Origin of the sequence: Mycobacterium asiaticum, from assembly GCF_001668675.1 — a bacterium.
In the GTDB taxonomy this organism is placed as follows: Bacteria; Actinomycetota; Actinomycetes; order Mycobacteriales; family Mycobacteriaceae; genus Mycobacterium; species Mycobacterium asiaticum_D.
The window spans coordinates 1-19,566 of sequence record NZ_LZKQ01000303.1; the positions used below are offsets into that span (position 1 = coordinate 1).

The following is a 19,566-nucleotide window of genomic DNA, read 5'->3' on the forward strand; positions in this document are numbered from 1 at the left end:
GGCGTGCCCGCCGGATTGCACCTACTGCTGACCCTGCCCGCCGGGGCCGAACAGACGGTGCTGCGCCGTGCCGCTGATGCCGACGTCGAATCCGGACAGCGCGGCGACCAGAATCTCGCGCCGGCGCCGGTAGCTGGCACGCATACGACGAATGTGGCGGTCGTACTGGCCGGTGACGATGAAATCGGCCATCGCCAACTGGTCGATTGAGTTGACGTAGAACTGCTCACCGCCCGCCGTGGCAATGACGGCGTCGAGCAGATCAGCGGGCAACACCATCCAGCCCAGTCGCAAAGCCGGCGAGAGTGTCTTGCTGACCGAACCGAGGTACACCACATGGTCGGGGTCAAGACCCTGCAGTGCGCCAATGGGCTGCCGGTCGTAGCGGAACTCGCCGTCGTAGTCGTCTTCGATGACGTAACCACCCGTCCGCCTGGCCCACCCGATGATCGCGGTGCGCCGTGCCGGGTCCAGCGGCACGCCATGGGGATACTGGTGTGCGGCGGTGACCAGCGCTGCGGGTGTGTCGAGTCTCGCGAGGTCATCGACACGGGCGCCCAACTCGTCGAGTCCGATCGGCACGGTAGCGGCACCTACGGACGCGATCGCCTCGCGGAACACGAACAATGCGTCGACTTCGACGGCGATCGGTCGCGCCGCGCCGAATGTCTTGGCCAGCAATTCGACGCTGTGCCGGGTGCCGGCACAGACCATGATCGACTCCGGCGAGGCGCGCACCCCGCGTGTGCGTCCCAGGTATTCGGCGAGTGCCTCGCGCAGCTCGGGCCGCCCGCGCGGATCACCCAGGCGCAGTGCGGCATTCGGGGCGGAGGTCAGTGCGCGCCGCACCGAGGCCAGCCACTGACTGCGAGGGAAGGCGGATACGTCCGGTGAACCCGGAAGGAGGTTGTGTCTGGGCGTGCCCGCCGTGCCGCGCGGTTGCACCGTCGGAGATCGGTTGCCGCCGTTGACCACCCAGGTACCCGAGCCCTGCCGCGATGCCAGCCAGCCCTCCGCGACCAAAGCCGCATACGCCTCGGCCACGGTGTTGCGCGCCAGACCCACGTCGGCGGCCAGGCTGCGCGCGGGAGGCAATGTCGTACCCACGGCCAGCCCCGGATCGAACGGCGTCGCGCAACGCGGTGGTCAGCAGCTCGCGGACGCCGCGCGCGCCAGGTCGGACCACCGAACTGAGGTCCAGGTGCAAATCGCGACTGCCGGAATTGGCCCATGAAGTCACCCACTAATTGCACCATAAACGTGGGTATTTCCGCCCTAGCATCGAAATATGACGAACACACTGGAACACAACCGCATCAAGCTGTACCGGGTATCGCCCGAGCTCTACGAAGCGATGCTGGCCCTGCAGAATGCGGTCGCCAAGGACATCGACCCGGAACTGGCTGAGCTGATCAAGATCCGCGCCTCCCAGATGAACCATTGCGCTTACTGCATCGACATGCACACCCACGACGCACGCAAGCTCGGCATGAATGAACAGAAGTTGACACTGCTGCCCGCTTGGGAGGAAGTCGGCGACCTCTACACCGACCGGGAACAGGCGGCGCTGGCGCTGACCGAAGCGATCACCGAGCTGACCGGTCGCGGCCACGTGTCCGACGAGGTGTACAGCCGTGCGGCCAACGTGTTCTCTGACCGCGAACTCGGCCAGGTGATTGCGATGGCAATCGCCATCAACGCGTGGAACCGCATTGGGGTCGCTACCCGGCTGTCCCCGCCGAGGCGGTAATACTGGACCCAGTACCGGAAGGGGAATTCGTGCTAGGTGTTCATCACGCTGCGAGCTATACCGCGATCTGTACCGCAGATCGGGAACGGTCGCTAATGGGCCTCGCCGACGGGGTCCCGGACGAGCCGATCGGATCCGCGGCATGAGTCCGGAGACCGCGCTGGTGACCGGAGGGGGATCCGGCATCGGGCGCGAAACCGCCAAACTGCTGCGCGACGCCGGCCACGACGTGGTGGTGTGGGACCTCTCCGGCGGCGATATTAATTGCGATGTCAGCAATTTCGACGCCGTGTCGGCGGCGATGGAACAGACCGTCCGGGAGCACGGGGTGCCCACCCGGGTCGTCACCAGCGCCGGCATCGGATCCTCCGGTCTGCTCTTGAAGATCGAACCCGCGGACTGGGAAAAGGTCTTGGCGGTCAATTTGACCGGAACCTGGTTCACGATCCGCGCGGCCGCCCAGGCCATGATCGACGCCGAGCTGGAAGGCTCCATCGTGGTGGTCTCGAGCATCAGCGGCACCCTGGCGGACCGGGACATGGGCGCCTACTGCGTGTCGAAGGCCGGCCTGGACATGCTGGTCAAGGTGGCCGCCGTGGAATGGGGGGTGCACGGCATCCGGGTCAACGCGGTCGGACCCGGCGTCACCCGCACACCGATGCTGCCCGACGCCGAACGCTGGCCCGCCTGGGTCGAGGGCATGTCCAAGCGCACCGCACTGCGGCGCCTCGGTGAGCCTGGCGACGTGGCGGAGGCCATCGTCGGTGTCCTCGACATGTCCTGGGTGACGGGCCAGGTGCTGCACGCCGACGGGGGACTCTCACTGCACAGCCCGATCGACGCCTACGGCCAGGTCGAAAAGTTGATGAGGCTGAAGAAGCTGCAAGAGATCCACAAACAGAAGCAGCAGGCCCAACAGGGCTAGTCGATACTGTAATCGATGATGCCCCTGATGATTTCGCCGTTGAGCAGGTCGGCGTAGGCATCGTTGATCTCGTCCAGGCGGTAACGCCGGGTGATCATCTCGTCCAGTTGGAGCTGGCCGGTCTGGTAGAGCCGCGCCAGCCGCGCAATGTCGGCCTTGCCGTTGCACGAGCCGAAGATGGTGCCCGCCAAAGTCTTGTTCGACAGGATGAAGTCCTGCAGGTTGACGTTGACCGAATGCGTCAGCTGTGACGTCATGCCGGTCAGCACGCACGTCCCGCCCTTTCGGGTCAGCTGCACGGCGTCGCGCACGTCATCCGCGGTGATCAGCGACGGCGAAACCACCACCGAGTCCGCCATCACGCCGTAGGTGAGGCCACGGACCAGATCCAGGGCTTCCGCCGTCGACGCGACACTGTGGGTCGCGCCGAAGCCCAGCGCCGACTTTTGTTTGAACTCAACCGGATCCACGGCAATGATCTGTGCGGCCCCGTTGATCCGGGCGCCCTGAATGGCGCCGGTGCCGATTCCCCCGGCGCCGATGACGACGACGGTGTCGCCGCCGCGCACGTTCGCCCGGTTGGCCGCCGAACCGTAACCGGTCGGGATCGCGCAGGACAGCAACGCGGCGGGCACCAGGGGTATGTCCCGTTCGATCTTGATCAGCGAATTGACCGACGCCACAGTGTGTCTGGCGAAAGCGCCGACCTTCGCCAGATGGCCGAGCGGCTTGCCGGCGGAGGTGTGATGCCGGAAGGTCCCGTCGGTGGGCATACCCGGGACCATGGTGCCCATGCCGGTGTCGCACAGATATTCCATGCCCGATGCGCACCAGCGGCACTGTCCGCATACCGCGACGAACGACATCACCACGTGATCACCGGGCACGAAATCGGTGACGCCGGGCCCTATTTCGCGGACCAGCCCGGAGCCCTCGTGTCCACCGATCATCGGGAACATGCTGGGCAGACCGAGCGCCTGCATCACCTCGTTGGGTGCCGACATGTCGCCCTTGAGAATGTGATCGTCGGAGTGGCACAGCCCGGCGGCGGCCATCTCGACGAGAACTTCGCCGGCGCGCGGCGGATCCAGTTCGAAATCTTCGACCGACCACGGTCCGCCGATACCGTGCAGGATCGCCGCCCGGCTTTTCATGCTGCCGGGCGGAACGTGACGGGAAGCTTGTTGGGGGAGCGGAAGATCAGCCCGACGATCTTGGACTCCGTGCCGGTACCGTCGTCGGGAGCGAACGCCAGATCGTCGAGCCGATCCAGCAGGCTGTTCAGCATGACCCGCGTCTCCATCCTCGCCAGATGCATGCCCAGGCACATGTGGATGCCGCCGGCGAAGGCGATATGCGCCTGCCGCGGCCGCAGAATGTCGAATCGGTCCGCGTCGGCCCAACGGGTTTCGTCGCGGTTGGCCGACCCCATGCACATATCGACCTGCGCTCCAGCCGGAATCGTTTTGCCGCCCATCTCGAGTTCTGTCGTCGTGGTCCGCATGACCATGGTCAGCGGAGTCTCTACGCGCAGGCCCTCCTCGATCGCAGCCGGTATCAACGACCGGTCGCGGCGCACCATCTCCAGCTGCTCGGGATGCGTCAACAGCAGATACAACAAATTGCCCGAAGACCGGTAGGTGGTTTCCAGCCCGGCGGGCAACAGCAGACGCAAAAAGGCGATGATGGCCTCGTCGGTGAGTCTCTCGCCGTCGATCTCGGCGGTACACAAGTCGCCGATGATGTCGTCGGTGGGCTTGCGGCGGCGTTGTTCCACCTGGTCAAGGAAATACCCGTGGAGCTCTGTGGCGGCGGTCAGGCCGGCCATGATGTCGGTCGGTATCGAGATCAGGTCCAACGACAGCCGACGGAACAGGTCGAGGTCTTCCCGGGGCAGTCCGAGCAGCTCGGAGATGATGCGGGTGGGGAACTCGAACGTCAGCGCCTTCACCAAGTCGGCGTGACCCTCGTTCTTGATCTCGTCGATCAACTGGTCGCAGACCGGTCCGATCACCGAGGGCTCCCAGCGTTCCAGCGCGGTGGCCCGGAATGCCTTGGCCACCAGGCTGCGGTGATCGTGGTGCTCCTTGCCGCCCATCGCCAGGATGGTGTGGCCCATCACCAGTCCGATGGTGTTGTCGTAGTTGGCGGAGGTGAAGATGCGGTCGTCCCGGAAGCCTTGGAACACCGCGTCGTAGTTGAACAGCACCCATTCGTCGCTCGGTCGCAATTCCTCCGGCATCAGCTCGGCATCCATGAACGAGCCATGCCACACGGGGTCGATGCGCCGCATCTGCTTGAAGAACGGATACGGACTGGTCTCGCCGGTGTAGTCAAGCTCGATGGGTTCGCCCTCGAGATCCTGATGGTCGGTGCTGAGCGTCATACGCGCTCCTCCCTGAGCAACCGATTTCGCCCGCACGGGCGGGTCGGAAAGTGAATGTCGCTATCATAATATAAATAGCAACCTAGCCACTAGGGAGCCAACGCGCGGGCGAGAGGCGGTGATCGGGGATGCTCCGCCGGTTCGTGTGTTCGCTCGATGAATTGCCGCCGGGCACGATGAAACTGGTCGACGCCGGAAAATTCGGAGTGGGCGTCTACAACGTGCGTGGTTCGCTCTACGCCATCGTGAACTACTGCTCACACGAGGGCGCCCCGCTGTGTCTGGGTCCAGTGGGCGGCACCAACGAATTCGCACCGGCTGAACCGGACGGGCTGCGCCGCGTGCGGGACGGTCAGATCGTCCGATGCCCCTGGCACAACTGGGAATTCGACATCACCACGGGGCAGAACGTGGCCGATCCGAGTCGGCGCGTGCGCACCTACCGGGTCGACGTCGCCGACGGCGAGGTGTATGTGACCGCATGAAGCAATCGTTGATGGACACCTTCATAGATACGAATGTGCAACCGCACTTTCGGTACAACGCAGAAATCCGGCGCTACCTCCCCGCCGCCCACCAGCTGCGGTCCATCCCCGACGTCGAACAACAGTGGTATCAGGCGCCCGGCGGGGACTATCGCGCCGACCTGTACGGCGAGGTTTACCCAGGATCGGACCCCGAGACCGTCAGCCGGCACCTGTTCGAAGAGAACGGCGCGAGATACGCGATCCTGAACCCGCTGACCCGCGGCAACATCGCCGACTACCTGCTCAACAGCCGGATCTGCGCCGCGGTCAACGACTGGCTGCTGGACCGGTGGCTGGAACCGGACACCAGCGACCGGTTCCTGGGCACCATCCGGGTGAATCCGGAGGATCCCAAGGGCGCGGTCGCCGAGATCGAGCGTCTCGCTGGTCATCCCAAGCTCGTCCAGGTCGGGGTGCCGATGCAGTCTCGTGAGCCGTTCGGCAAGCCGGTGTTCGAGCCCATTTGGGAGGCCGCGGCCGCGCACGGGCTGCCGGTTGCGGTGCATATCAACGGCGGCAACGGCGTGGATCATCCGCCCACGTTCGCCGGACATGCGCACACCTACCCGGGCTACGCGGCGTTCATGCCGCTGAACTACTTCGTGCACCTGGCCACCCTGATCGTCGAAGGTGTCTTCGGCCGGCATCCGGGACTGAAATTCGTGTTCGCCGATGGCGGATACGACATCCTGACCCCGCTGATGTGGCGGCTGGACACGTTCTGGCTGTCGATGCGCGATCAGACCCCGTGGGTGGATCGCTATCCCAGCGAGTATCTGCCCGGCCACGTCCGGTTCTGTTCTTCGGCTTTCGACGGGCCCGTCGATACCGGAGACGTTCCCGGATGGTTCGACTTCTCCGGCAAAGCCGATCTGGTGATGTACGGCTCGAGCTACCCACACTGGTCGACTACGTCCGCGGCGGACACAGTGGATGGCATGGACAGCGAGCAGCGGGCAAAGGTGTTGTGGCGCAATGCCAGCGAGCTCTATGGGTTGACGGTGAGCGAAGGAAGTGTGCCATGACGGTCATGGAACGGCTCGACCCGCGGCAGGGAAGGCCGGATGACCCAAGGGAAATCGCGGTCACGGTCGTCGACACCGATGTGCATCCGCTGCCCGTCTCCGCCGAGGTGCTCAAGTCCTACGCGCCGGCGGAATGGGTGGACAAGATCTGGCCGACCGGCAATGCGGTCAGCCCGGTGCCACACTTCTACGACACCCCCGACTCGTACAAGACGATGTCGTTGCGAATGGACGCCCATCCACCCAACGGCGTTGTGGCGGGCAGTGATCCGGATTTCGCTGCCCAGCAATTGCTCATCGAGGCCGGGGTCAGCATCGCCTCGCTGGAGCCGATGTGTGACGCGCAGCTGCCGCAGGCCGAGCATGTGTTGAAGTCGACGTACAACGACTGGCTCGCCGACGTCTGGCTGGACAAGCACAACGCGCACGGCCGCTGGCGCGGTTCGATCAGCGTCAGCGCGCAGACGCCCGAGCAGGCCGCCCATGAGATCGAGCGATGGGCGGGTCACCCCTACATGTCCCAGGTACTCATCACTCCGCAGACGCGCGGAATCCCGTTCGGGAGCCCGCATTTCGATCCGCTCTACGAGGCGGCGGCGCGCAACGGACTGCCGGTGGCCACACATCTGATGGGGCAGACGCCCTTTGAGCTGATCCCGCTCTACCCGGTGGGCAATCCCGCGCACTGGCACGACTTCTTCGCGTCCTGGCCGCTGTTGTACGTATCCCATCTGATGAGCCTGGTGTTCGACGGGGCCTTCGACCGCCATCCGGAACTGCGGGTGGTGTTCATCGAGGGCGGCTTCACCTGGGCGATGCCGGTGATGTCCCGGATGGACCGGATTTGGGCGGCGCGTGGCGGCGACCTGCCGCACGTGCGGCGGCCGCCGTCGGAATATGTGCGCGAGCACGTTCGGTTCACCACGCAGCCACTCGAGGACGCCGACACGGTCCGGTTCCGCGAGTATCTGGAGATGATGGACCTCGGCGACAACCTGATGTTCTCGACCGACTACCCGCACTGGAGTTACGACGCCCCGGAGTATGCGATCAACCGGTTCCCCCGCGACCAGCGGGAGCGAATCATGCGCGGCAACGCGATCGAACTCTATGGTTTGCCGTCGACCGTGCGGGCGCTGCCCGGGGAGTAGACCGACCGTCTAATTTAATGGGCATGACACAAACGAATCTCACGCGACCGCAGGGCCTGGGACGTCTCGACCCGTCGCTGCGTGCCGCTGCCGAGGAGTTGGGCGTCGTCGAGTTCCGTGCCGAAACCCTGACCGCCGAGCGTGAGCACGCCGACCGCGTGGCCGCCGCGCGCGCCGCCGGAGCCGACACCGACGGGGTCGTCGTCGAATCGCGGTCCATCACCGGCCCCGACGGCGACCGGCTCGACCTGCGGCTGTATCGCGGCCGCACCGAATCCGCGGCGCCGGTGGTGCTGTATGCGCACGGCGGCGGCTTCGTCACCGGGAACCTGGACACCGACCACGCGCACTGCGTCGACCTGGCCCGCGACGCGAACTGCCTGGTGGTGTCGGTGGACTATCGACTCGCGCCCGAGCATTCATGTCCTGCCGCGCTGGACGACGTCGAGGCGGCGCTGCGCGATGTCATCGCCAACAGCGCCGAACTACAGGCGGATACCGACCGCGTCGCGGTGATGGGCCGCGATGCCGGCGCCGCCCTGGTGGCGTGCCTGGCGCAGCGGATGTTCGACACCGAAGGTCCCCAGATCCTGATGCAGATTCTGCATCAGCCGATGCTGGACGCCGACGCCACCCCGTCGCGCCGCGAATTCCAGCGCACGCCCGGCCTCAACGGCCCGGCCGTGAGCCGGGCCTGGGGTCACTACCTCGGGCACACCACGGCCAGCGGCCACCACGTCCCGGCGCACCGCGCCAATCTGGAAGGCCTGCCGCCCACCTACATCAGCTGTTCGGAGATCGATCCGTGCCGCGACGAAGCCATCGACTACGCGAATCGGCTGTTGCACGCCTTCGTGCACACCGAATTGCACGTGGTGGCAGCGACATTCCACGGCTTCGACTCCGCGGTGCCGGAATGGATTGTCTCGCAAGAGAACCGGGCGCTGCACGCGCAGTCGCTGCGGCGGGTGTTCACCGCCTAGCGGACATGTCGGACGGCTAGATGGGAGTGAACTTGGTGATCAGCCACTTGCCGTCGACCAGCGCCAGATTCACCAGCACGCTGCTGGCAGACATGGAGGGGTCCGGGTTGTCCTTGGTGGTGGTGCTCTGATCGACGAAGACCAGCACGACCGCGGAATCGGGGTGTAGTTCCTGCACCGCGGCCCGCATCACGTGCGCGGTGGTCTTCAGCGACTTCTGTTTGGCGGCCGGGGCAACGATCTGCTGGGTGAACTGGTCGTAATAGGACAAGAAATCGCCGGAGAGGTGCGAGCGGGCGTTGGCGAAATCCTTGTCCAGACTGTCTGCCGAATAGGACAGCACCGCAACGGTGCCGTCCGATGCCGCATTGACCGCCGCGCGGGCAACTCCGGGGCTGGTTGCCTGATCCGGCTCGTGGTACTTGAAATACAGCCAGATCGTCACGCCGCCGGTGATCAATATGAGCAGGGTGAGGATCGTCGGGATGGGCTTGATCGTGATCTGGCGGTGCCAGAAGTCGCGCCGCCAGTTGCGCCGTGGAACTTCGGCGTCGGCCGGGGGAGCGGCAACCACCGCGGTCGCGTCGTCCGGGTCGTCCGGGTCGTCCATGAGTTCGGCAGCCGGCTCTTCGTCGGCGGGCTCACCGTCGACGAAGGGGTCGTCCTGGACCTCGTCCTCGGGGTGCCCGCCCGCCGTGTCGATAACCGCGGTCTTGTCCTGCTCGTCCAGTTCGTGGTCCAGGTCGTCCTTTTCGAGTTCACCGCGCACGTTGTCGCTCACGGTACGAACTCCACTTTCGACATCTTGTATTGCCCGTCCTCTTCAGTCACGGTCACCCGCAGCCGCCAGGTCCGCGGTTCCTCCTTGGCGCCGGTGGAATTGGTGACCCGCGAGGTCGCCGAGACCAGGACCAGTGCGGAACGCCCGTCCATGGACTCGACGGCCGCGGCGTTCACGGTGCCCTCGGTGACCACCTTGGACTGTTCGACCACCTTGGTGAAATCGGCGGCGCGCTGCTGGAAGTCGTCCCGGAACTCGCCGGTGGAACTGTCGATGACGCGCTGGACGTCGTCCTTGGCCTTCTTGTAGTCGAGCGAGGTCATGTTCACCACGCCCTTTTTGGCACCTGCGATGAAGGCCGCGGATTTTTCCTCACGCTCGTTGGCCTGGTGGTGCTGCCACACAAAGTAACCACTGGTCCCGATGAAGCCGCAGATGACAAGGACGGCGGCCAGTTTTGCGATCGTCGACAACTTCGGCACGCCGAACGAATCGCGCATTCGCCGCCGCCGGGACACAGGACCCTCGACTACCGCTGCGGACTCGTTGTAGTTTGCCGACTCGTCGTAGTTCGCCGCGTCGTCGTAGTCCTCGGCGTCCTCGTAATACTCGGCGTCCTCGGCGTCCTCGTAGTACTCCGAGTCGTCGTAGTCCTCGTCTTCCTCGTCGTCATAGTCGTCGGCGTATTCGTCGTACTCCGTGTCGCCGCTGCTCACGGCGAGCGCTTCACGGCGAAGCCGGGCGGCGCGAGCTTTGGCGCGCGCGGCAGCAGCCAGCGCCTCGGCCTCGGCGGCCTGCGCCTCTGCCTCCAGAGCCAGCGCCAGCGCTTCAGCTTTGGACGTGACCGCGTCGTCGTCTGTCTCAGCCATTGCCGCTCGTCATTATCGAGTGAACTCCGGTATCTCTTACGGTATTACCCATTGCTAACATCAGAGTCTTCCGCGAACTCCGATGAGGACCGATCTGGCGATGATCAGCCACCCAATTCTTCTACCCGACTTCCTTCGCGACAGCGAAAGATGGTCGAGCGAAGTCCGGCCGGCATCATGACCGCTGTCGACTCTCCCGAAAAGATACTCTTTACCTCCACTACCCAAGCGTTTCTGGCAAAAGAAGCGTCGCTGCGGCACGTCCGCGACCTGCACGCCGCGGGCGTCTCCTTCGAACCCGCGTGGTGGCGGCGCGCGACCGAACTCGGCTGGACCGCCCTGTTGGTGCCCGAGGAACTGGGCGGCGGAAGCGCCTCGGGCGACGGGTTTGCGGACTTGGCCGCGGTGGCCGAGCTGCTCGGCAAAACCGTCGCCCCCGGCCCCCTGTACCCCGTCAGCACCGTCCTGGCGGGTCTGGTGGATTGTGCCGGGCGGGACGGTCACGGGGAACTGATCGAGGCGCTGATGTCCGGGGACGACGTCGCCTCGTGGGCGGTGTCAGAACCGAGCCGGGGCTGGGCGCCCCTCGAGCCGGCCGTCACCGCCGTCGAGTCCGGGTCGGGCTACCGCATCGACGGGGTCAAAGACCGGGTCGAAGCCGGAGCTCAGAGCTCGATGCTGCTGGTGGTCGCACGGTCGGCCGCGGGGGTCCGCCAGTTCCTGGTGCCCGCGGACAGCCCAGGAGTGAGCATCACACCCCAGTCGTCGATCGATCTGGTCAAGCAGTACGCGTGGGTCGAATTCGACGGGGTGGTGGTCGACGGCTCCGCGGCCGTGGGTGGTGTCGAGGAGACACCCGCGCTCATCGATCGGCAAAGTCAGGTTGCTCAGGTGCTGCAGTGCGCCGAGGCGGTCGGCATCCTGCAGACCGTCTTCGACTTCACCGTGCAGTGGGCCCTGGACCGGCACAGTTTCGGCCGGCCGCTGGCGTCATATCAGGCACTCAAGCACGGGTTCGCCGATATGAAGATGTGGCTGGAAGCCTGCCGGGCGACGACCGCCGCAGCGGTGGCCGACGTGTCCGCCCGCGCGCCCGAAGCGGGTCTGTCGGCCAGCATCGCCAAGTCCTACGTTGGCGAGCTGGCCGGCCAAATCGTGCAACGTTGTGTGCAGATGCACGGTGGCATCGGCGTCACCTGGGAGCACGACCTGCATTTGTACTTGCGCCGAATTACCTTGTACCGCTCCATGTTCGGCACACCCGAGGAGCACAACATCCGGGTGTACCAGGCGGCAGCAAAATGACAGCCGAGTCCGTCGCCGAATTCGCCGCCCGCGCGCGGGCCTGGCTGGCCGACAACATGCCGAGTATCGACCCCGAGTCGCCGCCGGCCATGCCGCGGGATGCCGAGCAGTCCTGGCAGCGGGCACGGGAATTACAGAAGCGGCTCTACTCGGGCGGGTTCGCCGGCATCTGCTTCCCGCGCGAATACGGCGGCCTGGGACTGGATTACGAATACCAACGGGCGTTCAACGTGGAGTCGGTCGGCTACGAGATGCCGCTGATCCTCAATGTCCCCACTTTCACCATCTGTTGCGCCACACTGCTGGACACCGGGAGTGAGGAGCAGAAGAAGCAACACATCGCCGCGGCGCTGCGGGGCGACGAGATTCTGGTCCAACTGTTGTCCGAACCCAGTGGTGGTTCGGACCTGGCCGGTGTCATCACACGCGCCGAACGCAAGGGTGATCGGTGGGTGATCAACGGGGCCAAGACATGGAGCACAAGCGCTTTCGCCGCGGACTACGGGTTGTGCCTGGCCCGCACCGACTGGGATGTGCCCAAGCACGACGGCCTGACGATGTTTCTGGTTCCCATCCGCCACCCGGGAATCACGTTGCGGCGCATCACTCAGGTGAACGGTGGCGCGGAGTTCTGCGAGGAGTTCCTCGACGGCGTGGATGTCGGTGACGACGCGGTGGTGGGCGAGGTGAACAACGGCTGGGCGGTGGCGTCTCGACAGCTGTACCACGAACGCCGCGCCGTCGGTCAAGGCTCGGAGTTCGCCAGTGGGTCGGGCAGCGAGGGTGGTCACACCACACCGGTGGACTATGCGGATCTGCTGGCCAGGACCGGCCAGGCTGACAGCGAGCGCGCGCAGGAGATGGGCGGCCGGGCGCTGGTGCACCGCGCGGTTGCCGAGCAACTGATCAACCACGTGTCGCGCAGCGTGCGGGATGGTTCGCTGCCTCCGGCCGCTGGGACGCTGATCAGGCTGTTCCACGCCGAGACCACGATGGTGGAGGTCGATACGGCACTCGCGATCGCCGGTGCGGCCGGTGTGGTGGGGGAAGTCGGCGAGGGGCTACAGACCGGCTTCCGTTTTCTGTCCCGGCAGTCGGTCGCGATCGGTGGCGGCACCACGGAGATGGCGCGCAATGTCATCGGCGAACGGGTGCTGAACTTCCCGCGCGAGTACGCCGCCGACCGCGGGGTGCCGTTCAATCAGGTGCGGCACGGCCGAACGCGCTGAGCGCGCTCAATCGGCGACGAGGACGTCCCCGGAATCGCCGCCGATGACCGGTATCTGGACCAGCGACAAAACGTGGTGGGCTGGGCTGCCCGGTGGCGCCACCAGCACGCAGTCGCCGCCCTGCTTGCGGGCGCGGTCGCGCGCGGCGGCCAGGGCGCTCACGCCCGCCGAGCCCAGATGCGTCACCGCGCTCAGGTCGATGGTCAAAGACGCTATGCCCGAACGACTTTCCACCGCAATCTGGCGATCAAGGGTGGATGCGGTGTGTGAATCGACCTCGCCGCGCACGATGATGCGGCCACTTTCGACCAGCGAGACGAATTCGTCGTCGAGTTCACGCCGAATGGTGACGCGACTGATGACCGGATCGCTGATGAAATTGGCCGGGCGCGTGAGCCGGTGCGTCAGCGAGGCGGTGGTGCCGTCCGGGCCGTGGCTGACGTGCGATTCCGTCACCAGGGCCTCGGCCATTGCCAGGCCGCGCCCGCGGCCCCGTGCACCCTCGCGGTGGTCTTTCCACTGCCCTCGATCGACGACCGACGCCCGCAGCTTGCCGTCACCGCTCAAGGTCGCCTCGACCACCACCCCGCCGGTGACCTCTCCGCTGTAGCCGTGTTCCACGGCGTTCTCCACGAATTCCGACATGGCATGCACGATGTCGGAGATGTCGGTGTCTTCAGCTCCGATGTCGGACAACCACTTTCGCAACCGAGACCGGATGTGACGAGCGGCGTGAATGGTCGCGTCCGCGGTGATGTGCAGCGGCGGCATCGGCGCCCGGCGCTGCGCCGCCAGCAGTGTCACGTCGTCGTTGTATCCGGTGGAGCGCAGCAGCAATTCGAGCGTTTCCGAACAGAGCCGGTCGACAGGCCGGGTCGGTGTGTCGATGACGAAGCCCCCGGTGCCCGCCGCGATGCTGGCGGCCAAGTCGGCGAATTCCGCGGTGCTGGCTCCCAGCGGCCGGCCCGGGCGCTCGATCAAACCATCGCTGTAGAACAGCACCGTGTCGCCGATGCCCAGCGGCTCGGCGCGCAGCGGAAAGCCCACGCCACTGCCTAGCGGGCCGGCGCCGGACGGTGTCAGATACCGCGACTCCGCACTGGCCGACACCACCAGCGGGGGCGGGTGCCCGGCGGTGCAGTACTGCAACTCACCCGTCGCAAAATCCAGGGATCCGACGCAAAGGGTCGCCGACTTCGAGCCCGGGACCTGATCGTGGAACCGGTCCAGGGCCTCGAGTGCCTCGACGATCGAGTGCCCGGCGGTGATCTGCATCCGCAACGCGGTGCGCAGCTGCGACATCACCGCGGCGGCCTCGACACCGTGACCGACGACATCCCCGACGATCAGTACCAGGCGGTCACCGAGCGCCAGAGCGTCGAACCAGTCGCCGCCGGCGGCGGTGTCTTCGGCAGCGACGACGTATTCGGCGGCGATGTCGGCGTCCGGGACCACCGGAACCGACGCGGCCAACAGCGCCTGCTGCATGACGGTCGCCGAATCGCGCATGTTCCGGTAGCGCTCCGAGAGTTCCTCGACCCGCGCCTCGGCGGCCAGGCGCGCCTGAACCCGAGTGGTGACGTCGTCGAAGACCAGCTGTACGCCCTCGATGGACCCGTCGTCTCCATGGCGCGCCGTCACCAGGAAGTCGAAGAACCGCTCCTCGAGGCCGGAACCCTGCAAGTCGACCTGCAGCCGCCACTCGGATCCCGACTGTGACTCCCCGGTTTGATACACCCGATCAAACATCTCGAGGATCTGTTGACTCTCCAGCTCGGGATACATCTCTTTGACGGTCTTACCCACGCTGACCAGCAGCGGACTCAACTCGCGAAACGCGGCATTGACCGCAATGAATCGGTGCTCTGGCCCTTCCAGGCCGACCACCATCGCCGGGATGTTCTCGAAGATGCGCCGCACGTCCTCAGCCGCGCCCACCGTTTTGTCCCAGTCCTCTTCGGCCGCCATGTTGGCCGTACCTCCCACGGACCGCATCAATACCCAGGTTTTTGGCGCGCTGACGACAACGTCAAGCGACGCTAAACAGGTTATCAATGCGCGGGACGTGTGCCACGCACGAAATTCGTCAGGCCGTCTCAGGCCGTCTCAGGCGGTGGTCAGTGCGGATTCCGTGGTGGGGTGGACGGACAACACATTGCCGAACGCGCACGCATCGACAATGCGCGCGACGCCGGGGTTCTGACTCACCATGCGCAGCGTTATGCCGCGTTCGCGGCAGCGCTCCGCTTCGTCGGCCAGCACGGTGAACGCACAGCAGCCCATGAAATCCAGATCGTTCACGTCGACGACGAGCAGGCCGGCCTGGCTGGCCGCGGTCGCCGCCTCGGTGACCAGACCCTGCCAAGTGTGCTCGTTGGACGCATCGACCTCGCCGCCGGCGCGGACGACCACCGCCGAGGCGCTGCGAACCGTGGTCGCGCGCAACGTGCTGCTCGGTCCGTCCAACTGAGAGGACAAGTCACTGCTCAGCGAAACGGTCCTGGAAAAGTTGGCTGACCCCAAGTTCATCGTGCACCCCCACCTTGATGGCGCCGGATAACCCCCCACCGGATGCCCCGTATGCGCCTTAAGACAATGTGATGCGCTTTGTATAGCAGACGCCAAGCACCGATTTGGGGCGAATCGAAAAGATCGGCCCGAACCCGATCGATCCGGGTTCGGGCCGAGCGCTCCGGTGCTTGCGCCTATGCGGAAACCGGCTTTTTCGCGGGCTTGGTGACCTTCATCAATTTCATCAGGTTGCCGCCCATGATCTTTTCGACGTCTTCCTGATCGAAGTCCTTGAGTTCGTCGACGAATGTGATCGGGTCCTTCAGGCCCTCCGGGTGCGGCCAGTCGGAACCGAAGACCACCCGGTCGGTGCCGACCATCTTGACGATCTCGGTGAAGCGGTCCTCCCAGAACGGGCTGATGTAGACGCAACGCTTGAACGTCTCGATCGGGTCCTCGGCGAACGCCTGCGGCATCTTCTTGTAGACGCCCTTGAGGCCCTTGAACAGATGCGGCACCCAATCGGCACCGTTCTCGATCGACAGGATCCGAAGATCGGGGTTGCGCGTCAGCGCGCCGTGACAGATCAACGCGCCGAAGGCGTCCTCGACCGGCCGGTGACCCAGGGCCAGGCTGCGGAAGGCGGTCGGCTTGAACGGCAGAAACTCGTCGCCGGGTTCCCAGATGTTGAGCAGCTCGGAGTAACCGCTGTCCGAGGCGTGCATTGAAACCGGAATCTCGGCGCGCACGCAGGCCTGCCAGAACGGATCGAACTCCTCGAAGCCGAAGGAGCGGCTGCCGCGGTAACCGGGCACCGGTGCGGGGCGCACCAGCACGGTGCGGGCACCGCGCTGAAGGCACCACTCCAATTCCTCGAGCGCCCGGTCGACGATCGGCAGGGTGATCACCGGCGTCGCGAAGATCCGCTCTTGGTAGTTGAACGACCACTGCTCATACATCCACTGGTTCAGCGCGTGGATGACGTCGTGCGTCATCTCCGGGTCGTCCTTCATGCGCTCTTCCACCAGGCTGGCCAGCGTCGGGAACATCAGCGCGTAGTCGATGCCGAGCTCGTCCATCACCTCGAGGCGTGCTCCCGGTTCGCGAAACGCGGGGATGGCCTTCATCGGCTCACCGAGGATCTCGCGGTAGCTCTTGCCTTGCGAACCGTTGCGGAAGTAGTCCTCCTGGGCGCCCGGGCGGGCCACCACCTCGAAGGTGGGATTGGGGATGTAGTCGCTGATGTGGCCGCGCACCACGATCTTGGTGCGGCCGCGCACCTGTACGTAGTCGATGACGTGCTTGCGGTGGTCGGGGAGGAACTTGGTCAGCGCTTCCTGAGGCTCGTACATGTGATTGTCGGCGTCGAACACCGGGAAGGAAAGCTCGCGAGAGGGCATGGCGATTCTCCTGTGAGGCTGGATCTCTGAAGGTGGTAATGACGTTACCACCATTCGTAAAGAGCGGGGCAAGGCCTGTTCGCCGGACGCATTCGGTGCCTAGTCGGCGGGCGGGCTTTCGGGTTCATCGGCGGGGCGACCGACGATCGCAAAGTTCACCGTCGCGGTGGCCGCCAGTTCGCTGTCGCTGTCGCCGAAGATGTCGATCTGCATCACCAGCGACCGGCGGCCGGCGCGCAGCACCTTGGGCACCGCCAACGCCGAACCCTGCCGGATCGGCCGTAGGTAGCGGATGGACAGGTCCGCGGTCGTCATGGCGGTGCCGGGCTGCAGGTACTCCAGCCCGAGCTGGCCGCCGGCGACGTCGGCGAGCGTCGCGATCAACCCGCCCTGCAGTGCACCGGAAGTGTTGACCACCTGGGGGCTGACCGGCATGGTCATGGCGAACTCTGCGCCGTGGAAGCTGGCCGGGCGCATGCCGATCTGGGCAAACAGTTCGGCGAGCGACGGCTCGGGTGTTTCATCGTCGGTGTCGCGGATGCCGAGGGCGCGGGTGCAGAAGTCGTAGAGCTGTCCGGCGTCGATCGGTGTCCCGTTCAATTCGGTGCCCAGCCAATGCAACCGCAGCGCACCGACCATGGTCTGCATGACGATCGCGGCGGCGGCGCCGACGTCCAGGCCGGGATTGAAGACCCCTTCGGTGATGCCCTGGCCGACGATGTCCCGCAACAACTGGTGCAGGGGAGAGAGGACTCGCGCGTACTCGCGCGGCCGGGTCTCGGCCAGGTGCTGGTTGTAGAGGCTCAGCGCCCGGTTGAGGCTGTCCTGCGTGGTCGACTCGGGCTGAGCGCTGATCCGGTCGAGGACCAGTTTCAGCGCCGCCGTGCTGTCGAGTCCGGCCGTCTCGGCGCGCCAGGTCTGCGCCGCCTGCACCATCGTTCGCTCGAACAACGCCAGCAGCAGTTCATCCTTGCTGCTGAAGTGTTGGTAGAAGGCACGCAGTGAGGTCTTGGAGCGGGCCACCACTTCCTGCACGGTGAAGTCGGTCCGGCCGGTTTCGCCGAGGATCTCCACTGCGGTCTTGATGAAACGGTCGGCGCGGGTGACGTCAGCCTGCTCGCTGGGGCCGGCCATACACGGTCTCCTCTTCGGTGCGGTGCACAAGAGCTTCGAGATCCCTGTGAACTCTGAGAACGAGGTTACCGTGCGGCCCGGGCCGATGGTCAGCCTGTTCGCTTCGGTCGCGCGACGGAGCGGTCGAGCCGCCGCGTCGAATAAGTGCTATTTATCGCAGGAGCCGCGGATAGGCTGATTGCACAGTGCACCACCTTGGGGGTTTAGGTATGGCGTCGACTCCACCGGAGCCGAAACACGCGAGGGCGGCGCGGAGGTGTCGTGCGCAGCCGCTGATTCGTGGGTTCGCTGAAAGCCCGGGCTCACGGGCCTGACGCGCCATGGCTACCTACGAGGAATATCTGGCCCAGGGTGTCGACCCTGCGACGGCGAGGGCGTGGGCCGACGCCGATGCGGAAGCCGACGCCCAAGGACCGGCGGTGGAACCGGCCGCCCCTGCGTCGTCCACATACGCTGTCCACCAACAGTTCCCGAGCTTCGATGCGATATCGCCCGAGGCCGCGGCAAGCATGGGGCTGGATGCGGGCGCGGCGACGGCGCTGAACGGAACATTGCACGATCTGCGGCTGCGTACCGGCCCGGCCCAGGGGCCGGCGGTGGGCCGGGACAGCACCGGAATGGTCGGGTTGTACATCGACGAACAGCACACGCCGGTCCGGCTGGACCTTCGCACCGACTGGGCCGAGCGGCTATCAGCCGAGATGTTGCCGGCCGCTGTCTTCGCCGCGTATCGCGCGGCGATGGACATCCAGTACCAAGACGCCCGGTCAGCCGCGGCAACCCAACCGGCGCAACCCGCGGCGACATTGCAGGACTTGATCGGTTCGCTGGACGACTATCGGGACCCGCCGCGGCCGCTGGAGCGCTTCCGCGCGGATGTCTATTCGGCATGCGACCGGGCCGACCGGTTGTCCGCGGAACTGGCATCAGAGGCGGCGGCACGTAAGGCCGCGGAGTTTCGCGCCGCGCCGCGGACGATAGCGGTGCAGCTGGACGGACCCTGGTTGGTCGATTGCCAAATCAACGCGGAATGGGCCGAGCAGGCAGCCGCCGCGCGGATCATGAACGAGTTCGCCGCCGCGCTGCAGCGCGCCAAAGACGAGCAGTCCGCCGCGGGATCGGCTCTGGAAAGTGCCAAGCAGGCGCTGCTGACCGAGTTGAGCAAGTTGACGCGCGAAGGAATCGCCGCCCTGCAATTCATGGGAGAGGCCGCACGGTGAGGACCACGTCGTGCTCGGTCATGTCCGACATGCGAGAGAGAGACAGGTAATGCCGCCCGATCTGAAAGTCGACATTGAGTGGCTCCGTAAAGACGCGAAACTCTGGACGGACAGTGCTACGGCGCTGGCGGGTTTCGCCAATACCGCGGCAGCATCCAAGATCAACAGTCCGTTCGGCAGTCCCGCGGTCGGTGAGATGAGCTACGACCCATACACCCTGATTCAGGATTTCCTGGACGCGTACAACAAGTTCTGCGACGCGGTTCACGACCGCGCGAAGGTGGGCGAGACGTCGATGAACGGGATGGGGGCAACGCTGGTGGCCGTCGCAAACAGCTTTGCCGCCACAGATATTCCACGTTGACGCGGC

Annotated in this window: 18 protein-coding genes and 1 pseudogene; 10 read left to right on the plus strand and 9 right to left on the minus strand. The window is 65.6% G+C overall.

The features are described from left to right. Positions 1 to 69: 69 nt before the first annotated feature. Positions 70 to 1,240 (minus strand): annotated as a pseudogene (gene pdxR / locus A9X01_RS25010) (MocR-like pyridoxine biosynthesis transcription factor PdxR); the annotation flags it as partial. 48 nt (positions 1,241 to 1,288) lie between these two features. Between pdxR and A9X01_RS25015 the strand changes: the two are divergent. After that, positions 1,289 to 1,750: a carboxymuconolactone decarboxylase family protein gene (locus tag A9X01_RS25015; RefSeq protein WP_065038073.1), complete on the plus strand. Its 462-nt coding sequence runs from the start codon at positions 1,289 to 1,291 to the stop codon at positions 1,748 to 1,750. Between the two features lie 142 nt (positions 1,751 to 1,892). Beyond that, positions 1,893 to 2,675: an SDR family NAD(P)-dependent oxidoreductase gene (locus A9X01_RS25020; RefSeq protein ID WP_065123293.1), complete on the plus strand. Its 783-nt coding sequence runs from the start codon at positions 1,893 to 1,895 to the stop codon at positions 2,673 to 2,675. Here A9X01_RS25020 and A9X01_RS25025 read toward each other — a convergent pair. After that, a complete protein-coding gene (locus A9X01_RS25025) occupies positions 2,672 to 3,829 on the minus strand; it encodes a Zn-dependent alcohol dehydrogenase (protein WP_065123294.1) in 1,158 nt (385 codons plus the stop codon). The two genes, A9X01_RS25020 and A9X01_RS25025, sit on opposite strands and share 4 nt — an antisense overlap. After that, complete coding sequence (locus tag A9X01_RS25030) at positions 3,826 to 5,061, minus strand: cytochrome P450 (protein ID WP_065123295.1); 1,236 nt, start codon at positions 5,059 to 5,061, stop codon at positions 3,826 to 3,828. Before A9X01_RS25030 ends, A9X01_RS25025 begins: the two co-directional genes overlap by 4 nt. Before the next feature lie 128 nt (positions 5,062 to 5,189). Between A9X01_RS25030 and A9X01_RS25035 the strand changes: the two genes are divergently transcribed. The 4 genes from A9X01_RS25035 to A9X01_RS25050 are packed head-to-tail and all read left to right on the plus strand — an operon-like array spanning position 5,190 to position 8,747. After that, complete coding sequence (locus A9X01_RS25035; protein WP_065123296.1) at positions 5,190 to 5,546, plus strand: Rieske (2Fe-2S) protein; 357 nt, start codon at positions 5,190 to 5,192, stop codon at positions 5,544 to 5,546. After that, positions 5,543 to 6,613, plus strand: a complete 1,071-nt coding sequence (locus A9X01_RS25040; RefSeq protein WP_253849386.1) for an amidohydrolase family protein — start codon at positions 5,543 to 5,545, stop codon at positions 6,611 to 6,613. Before A9X01_RS25035 ends, A9X01_RS25040 begins: the two co-directional genes overlap by 4 nt. Next, complete coding sequence (locus tag A9X01_RS25045; protein ID WP_065123297.1) at positions 6,610 to 7,764, plus strand: amidohydrolase family protein; 1,155 nt, start codon at positions 6,610 to 6,612, stop codon at positions 7,762 to 7,764. Before A9X01_RS25040 ends, A9X01_RS25045 begins: the two co-directional genes overlap by 4 nt. Before the next feature lie 23 nt (positions 7,765 to 7,787). Beyond that, positions 7,788 to 8,747 (plus strand): alpha/beta hydrolase, encoded by a 960-nt coding sequence (locus tag A9X01_RS25050; protein WP_065123298.1) that lies wholly within the window; start codon positions 7,788 to 7,790, stop codon positions 8,745 to 8,747. 16 nt (positions 8,748 to 8,763) lie between these two features. On the opposite strand, the gene A9X01_RS25055 is transcribed toward A9X01_RS25050, so the two are convergent. Continuing rightward, positions 8,764 to 9,357: a hypothetical protein gene (locus A9X01_RS25055; RefSeq protein WP_253849388.1), complete on the minus strand. Its 594-nt coding sequence runs from the start codon at positions 9,355 to 9,357 to the stop codon at positions 8,764 to 8,766. Between the two features lie 167 nt (positions 9,358 to 9,524). Beyond that, positions 9,525 to 10,397 (minus strand): Rv1363c family protein, encoded by an 873-nt coding sequence (locus A9X01_RS25060; RefSeq protein WP_065123299.1) that lies wholly within the window; start codon positions 10,395 to 10,397, stop codon positions 9,525 to 9,527. A 177-nt stretch (positions 10,398 to 10,574) separates the two neighbouring features. Here A9X01_RS25060 and A9X01_RS25065 point away from each other — a divergent pair, with 177 nt between their 5' ends. After that, positions 10,575 to 11,702 (plus strand): acyl-CoA dehydrogenase family protein, encoded by a 1,128-nt coding sequence (locus tag A9X01_RS25065; protein ID WP_081282625.1) that lies wholly within the window; start codon positions 10,575 to 10,577, stop codon positions 11,700 to 11,702. Then, positions 11,699 to 12,931: an acyl-CoA dehydrogenase family protein gene (locus tag A9X01_RS25070; RefSeq protein ID WP_065123301.1), complete on the plus strand. Its 1,233-nt coding sequence runs from the start codon at positions 11,699 to 11,701 to the stop codon at positions 12,929 to 12,931. The genes A9X01_RS25065 and A9X01_RS25070 overlap by 4 nt, the downstream gene beginning before the upstream one ends. A gap of 6 nt (positions 12,932 to 12,937) precedes the next feature. Here A9X01_RS25070 and A9X01_RS25075 read toward each other — a convergent pair whose 3' ends face one another. The 4 genes from A9X01_RS25075 to A9X01_RS25090 form a co-directional block, all read right to left on the minus strand. Beyond that, the gene (locus tag A9X01_RS25075; RefSeq protein ID WP_065123302.1) at positions 12,938 to 14,899 is read right to left on the minus strand and encodes a SpoIIE family protein phosphatase; all 1,962 of its coding nucleotides are present in this window, start codon (positions 14,897 to 14,899) and stop codon (positions 12,938 to 12,940) included. Between the two features lie 138 nt (positions 14,900 to 15,037). Next, positions 15,038 to 15,460 carry an anti-sigma factor antagonist gene (locus tag A9X01_RS25080; RefSeq protein ID WP_065123303.1) on the minus strand — a complete coding sequence of 141 codons (423 nt, stop codon included), beginning with the start codon at positions 15,458 to 15,460 and terminating at the stop codon, positions 15,038 to 15,040. Positions 15,461 to 15,636: 176 nt separating this feature from the next. Next, positions 15,637 to 16,842, minus strand: coding sequence for an amidohydrolase family protein (locus tag A9X01_RS25085; RefSeq protein ID WP_065123304.1), 1,206 nt, complete (start codon positions 16,840 to 16,842; stop codon positions 15,637 to 15,639). 99 nt (positions 16,843 to 16,941) lie between these two features. Further along, positions 16,942 to 17,976 (minus strand): hotdog fold thioesterase, encoded by a 1,035-nt coding sequence (locus tag A9X01_RS25090; protein WP_065123305.1) that lies wholly within the window; start codon positions 17,974 to 17,976, stop codon positions 16,942 to 16,944. 320 nt (positions 17,977 to 18,296) lie between these two features. Here A9X01_RS25090 and A9X01_RS25095 point away from each other — a divergent pair, with 320 nt between their 5' ends. Together A9X01_RS25095 and A9X01_RS25100 are read left to right on the plus strand one after the other, a co-directional pair. After that, entirely contained in the window at positions 18,297 to 19,196 is a 900-nt protein-coding gene (locus tag A9X01_RS25095) for a hypothetical protein (protein ID WP_065123306.1), read from the plus strand. Positions 19,197 to 19,245: 49 nt separating this feature from the next. Continuing rightward, positions 19,246 to 19,560, plus strand: coding sequence for a hypothetical protein (locus tag A9X01_RS25100; protein WP_065123307.1), 315 nt, complete (start codon positions 19,246 to 19,248; stop codon positions 19,558 to 19,560). Positions 19,561 to 19,566: the final 6 nt, after the last annotated feature.

Excerpts from the sequence above, each read along its gene's own strand:
- A9X01_RS25015 (WP_065038073.1), top strand. The coding sequence starts at position 1,289 with ATGACGAACACACTGGAACACAACCGCATCAAGCTGTACCGGGTATCG.
- A9X01_RS25020 (WP_065123293.1), top strand. The coding sequence starts at position 1,893 with ATGAGTCCGGAGACCGCGCTGGTGACCGGAGGGGGATCCGGCATCGGG.
- A9X01_RS25025 (WP_065123294.1), bottom strand. The coding sequence starts at position 3,829 with ATGAAAAGCCGGGCGGCGATCCTGCACGGTATCGGCGGACCGTGGTCG.
- A9X01_RS25030 (WP_065123295.1), bottom strand. The coding sequence starts at position 5,061 with ATGACGCTCAGCACCGACCATCAGGATCTCGAGGGCGAACCCATCGAG.
- A9X01_RS25035 (WP_065123296.1), top strand. The coding sequence starts at position 5,190 with ATGCTCCGCCGGTTCGTGTGTTCGCTCGATGAATTGCCGCCGGGCACG.
- A9X01_RS25040 (WP_253849386.1), top strand. The coding sequence starts at position 5,543 with ATGAAGCAATCGTTGATGGACACCTTCATAGATACGAATGTGCAACCG.
- A9X01_RS25045 (WP_065123297.1), top strand. The coding sequence starts at position 6,610 with ATGACGGTCATGGAACGGCTCGACCCGCGGCAGGGAAGGCCGGATGAC.
- A9X01_RS25050 (WP_065123298.1), top strand. The coding sequence starts at position 7,788 with ATGACACAAACGAATCTCACGCGACCGCAGGGCCTGGGACGTCTCGAC.
- A9X01_RS25055 (WP_253849388.1), bottom strand. The coding sequence starts at position 9,357 with ATGGACGACCCGGACGACCCGGACGACGCGACCGCGGTGGTTGCCGCT.
- A9X01_RS25060 (WP_065123299.1), bottom strand. The coding sequence starts at position 10,397 with ATGGCTGAGACAGACGACGACGCGGTCACGTCCAAAGCTGAAGCGCTG.
- A9X01_RS25065 (WP_081282625.1), top strand. The coding sequence starts at position 10,575 with ATGACCGCTGTCGACTCTCCCGAAAAGATACTCTTTACCTCCACTACC.
- A9X01_RS25070 (WP_065123301.1), top strand. The coding sequence starts at position 11,699 with ATGACAGCCGAGTCCGTCGCCGAATTCGCCGCCCGCGCGCGGGCCTGG.
- A9X01_RS25075 (WP_065123302.1), bottom strand. The coding sequence starts at position 14,899 with ATGGCGGCCGAAGAGGACTGGGACAAAACGGTGGGCGCGGCTGAGGAC.
- A9X01_RS25080 (WP_065123303.1), bottom strand. The coding sequence starts at position 15,460 with ATGAACTTGGGGTCAGCCAACTTTTCCAGGACCGTTTCGCTGAGCAGT.
- A9X01_RS25085 (WP_065123304.1), bottom strand. The coding sequence starts at position 16,842 with ATGCCCTCTCGCGAGCTTTCCTTCCCGGTGTTCGACGCCGACAATCAC.
- A9X01_RS25090 (WP_065123305.1), bottom strand. The coding sequence starts at position 17,976 with ATGGCCGGCCCCAGCGAGCAGGCTGACGTCACCCGCGCCGACCGTTTC.
- A9X01_RS25095 (WP_065123306.1), top strand. The coding sequence starts at position 18,297 with ATGGCTACCTACGAGGAATATCTGGCCCAGGGTGTCGACCCTGCGACG.
- A9X01_RS25100 (WP_065123307.1), top strand. The coding sequence starts at position 19,246 with ATGCCGCCCGATCTGAAAGTCGACATTGAGTGGCTCCGTAAAGACGCG.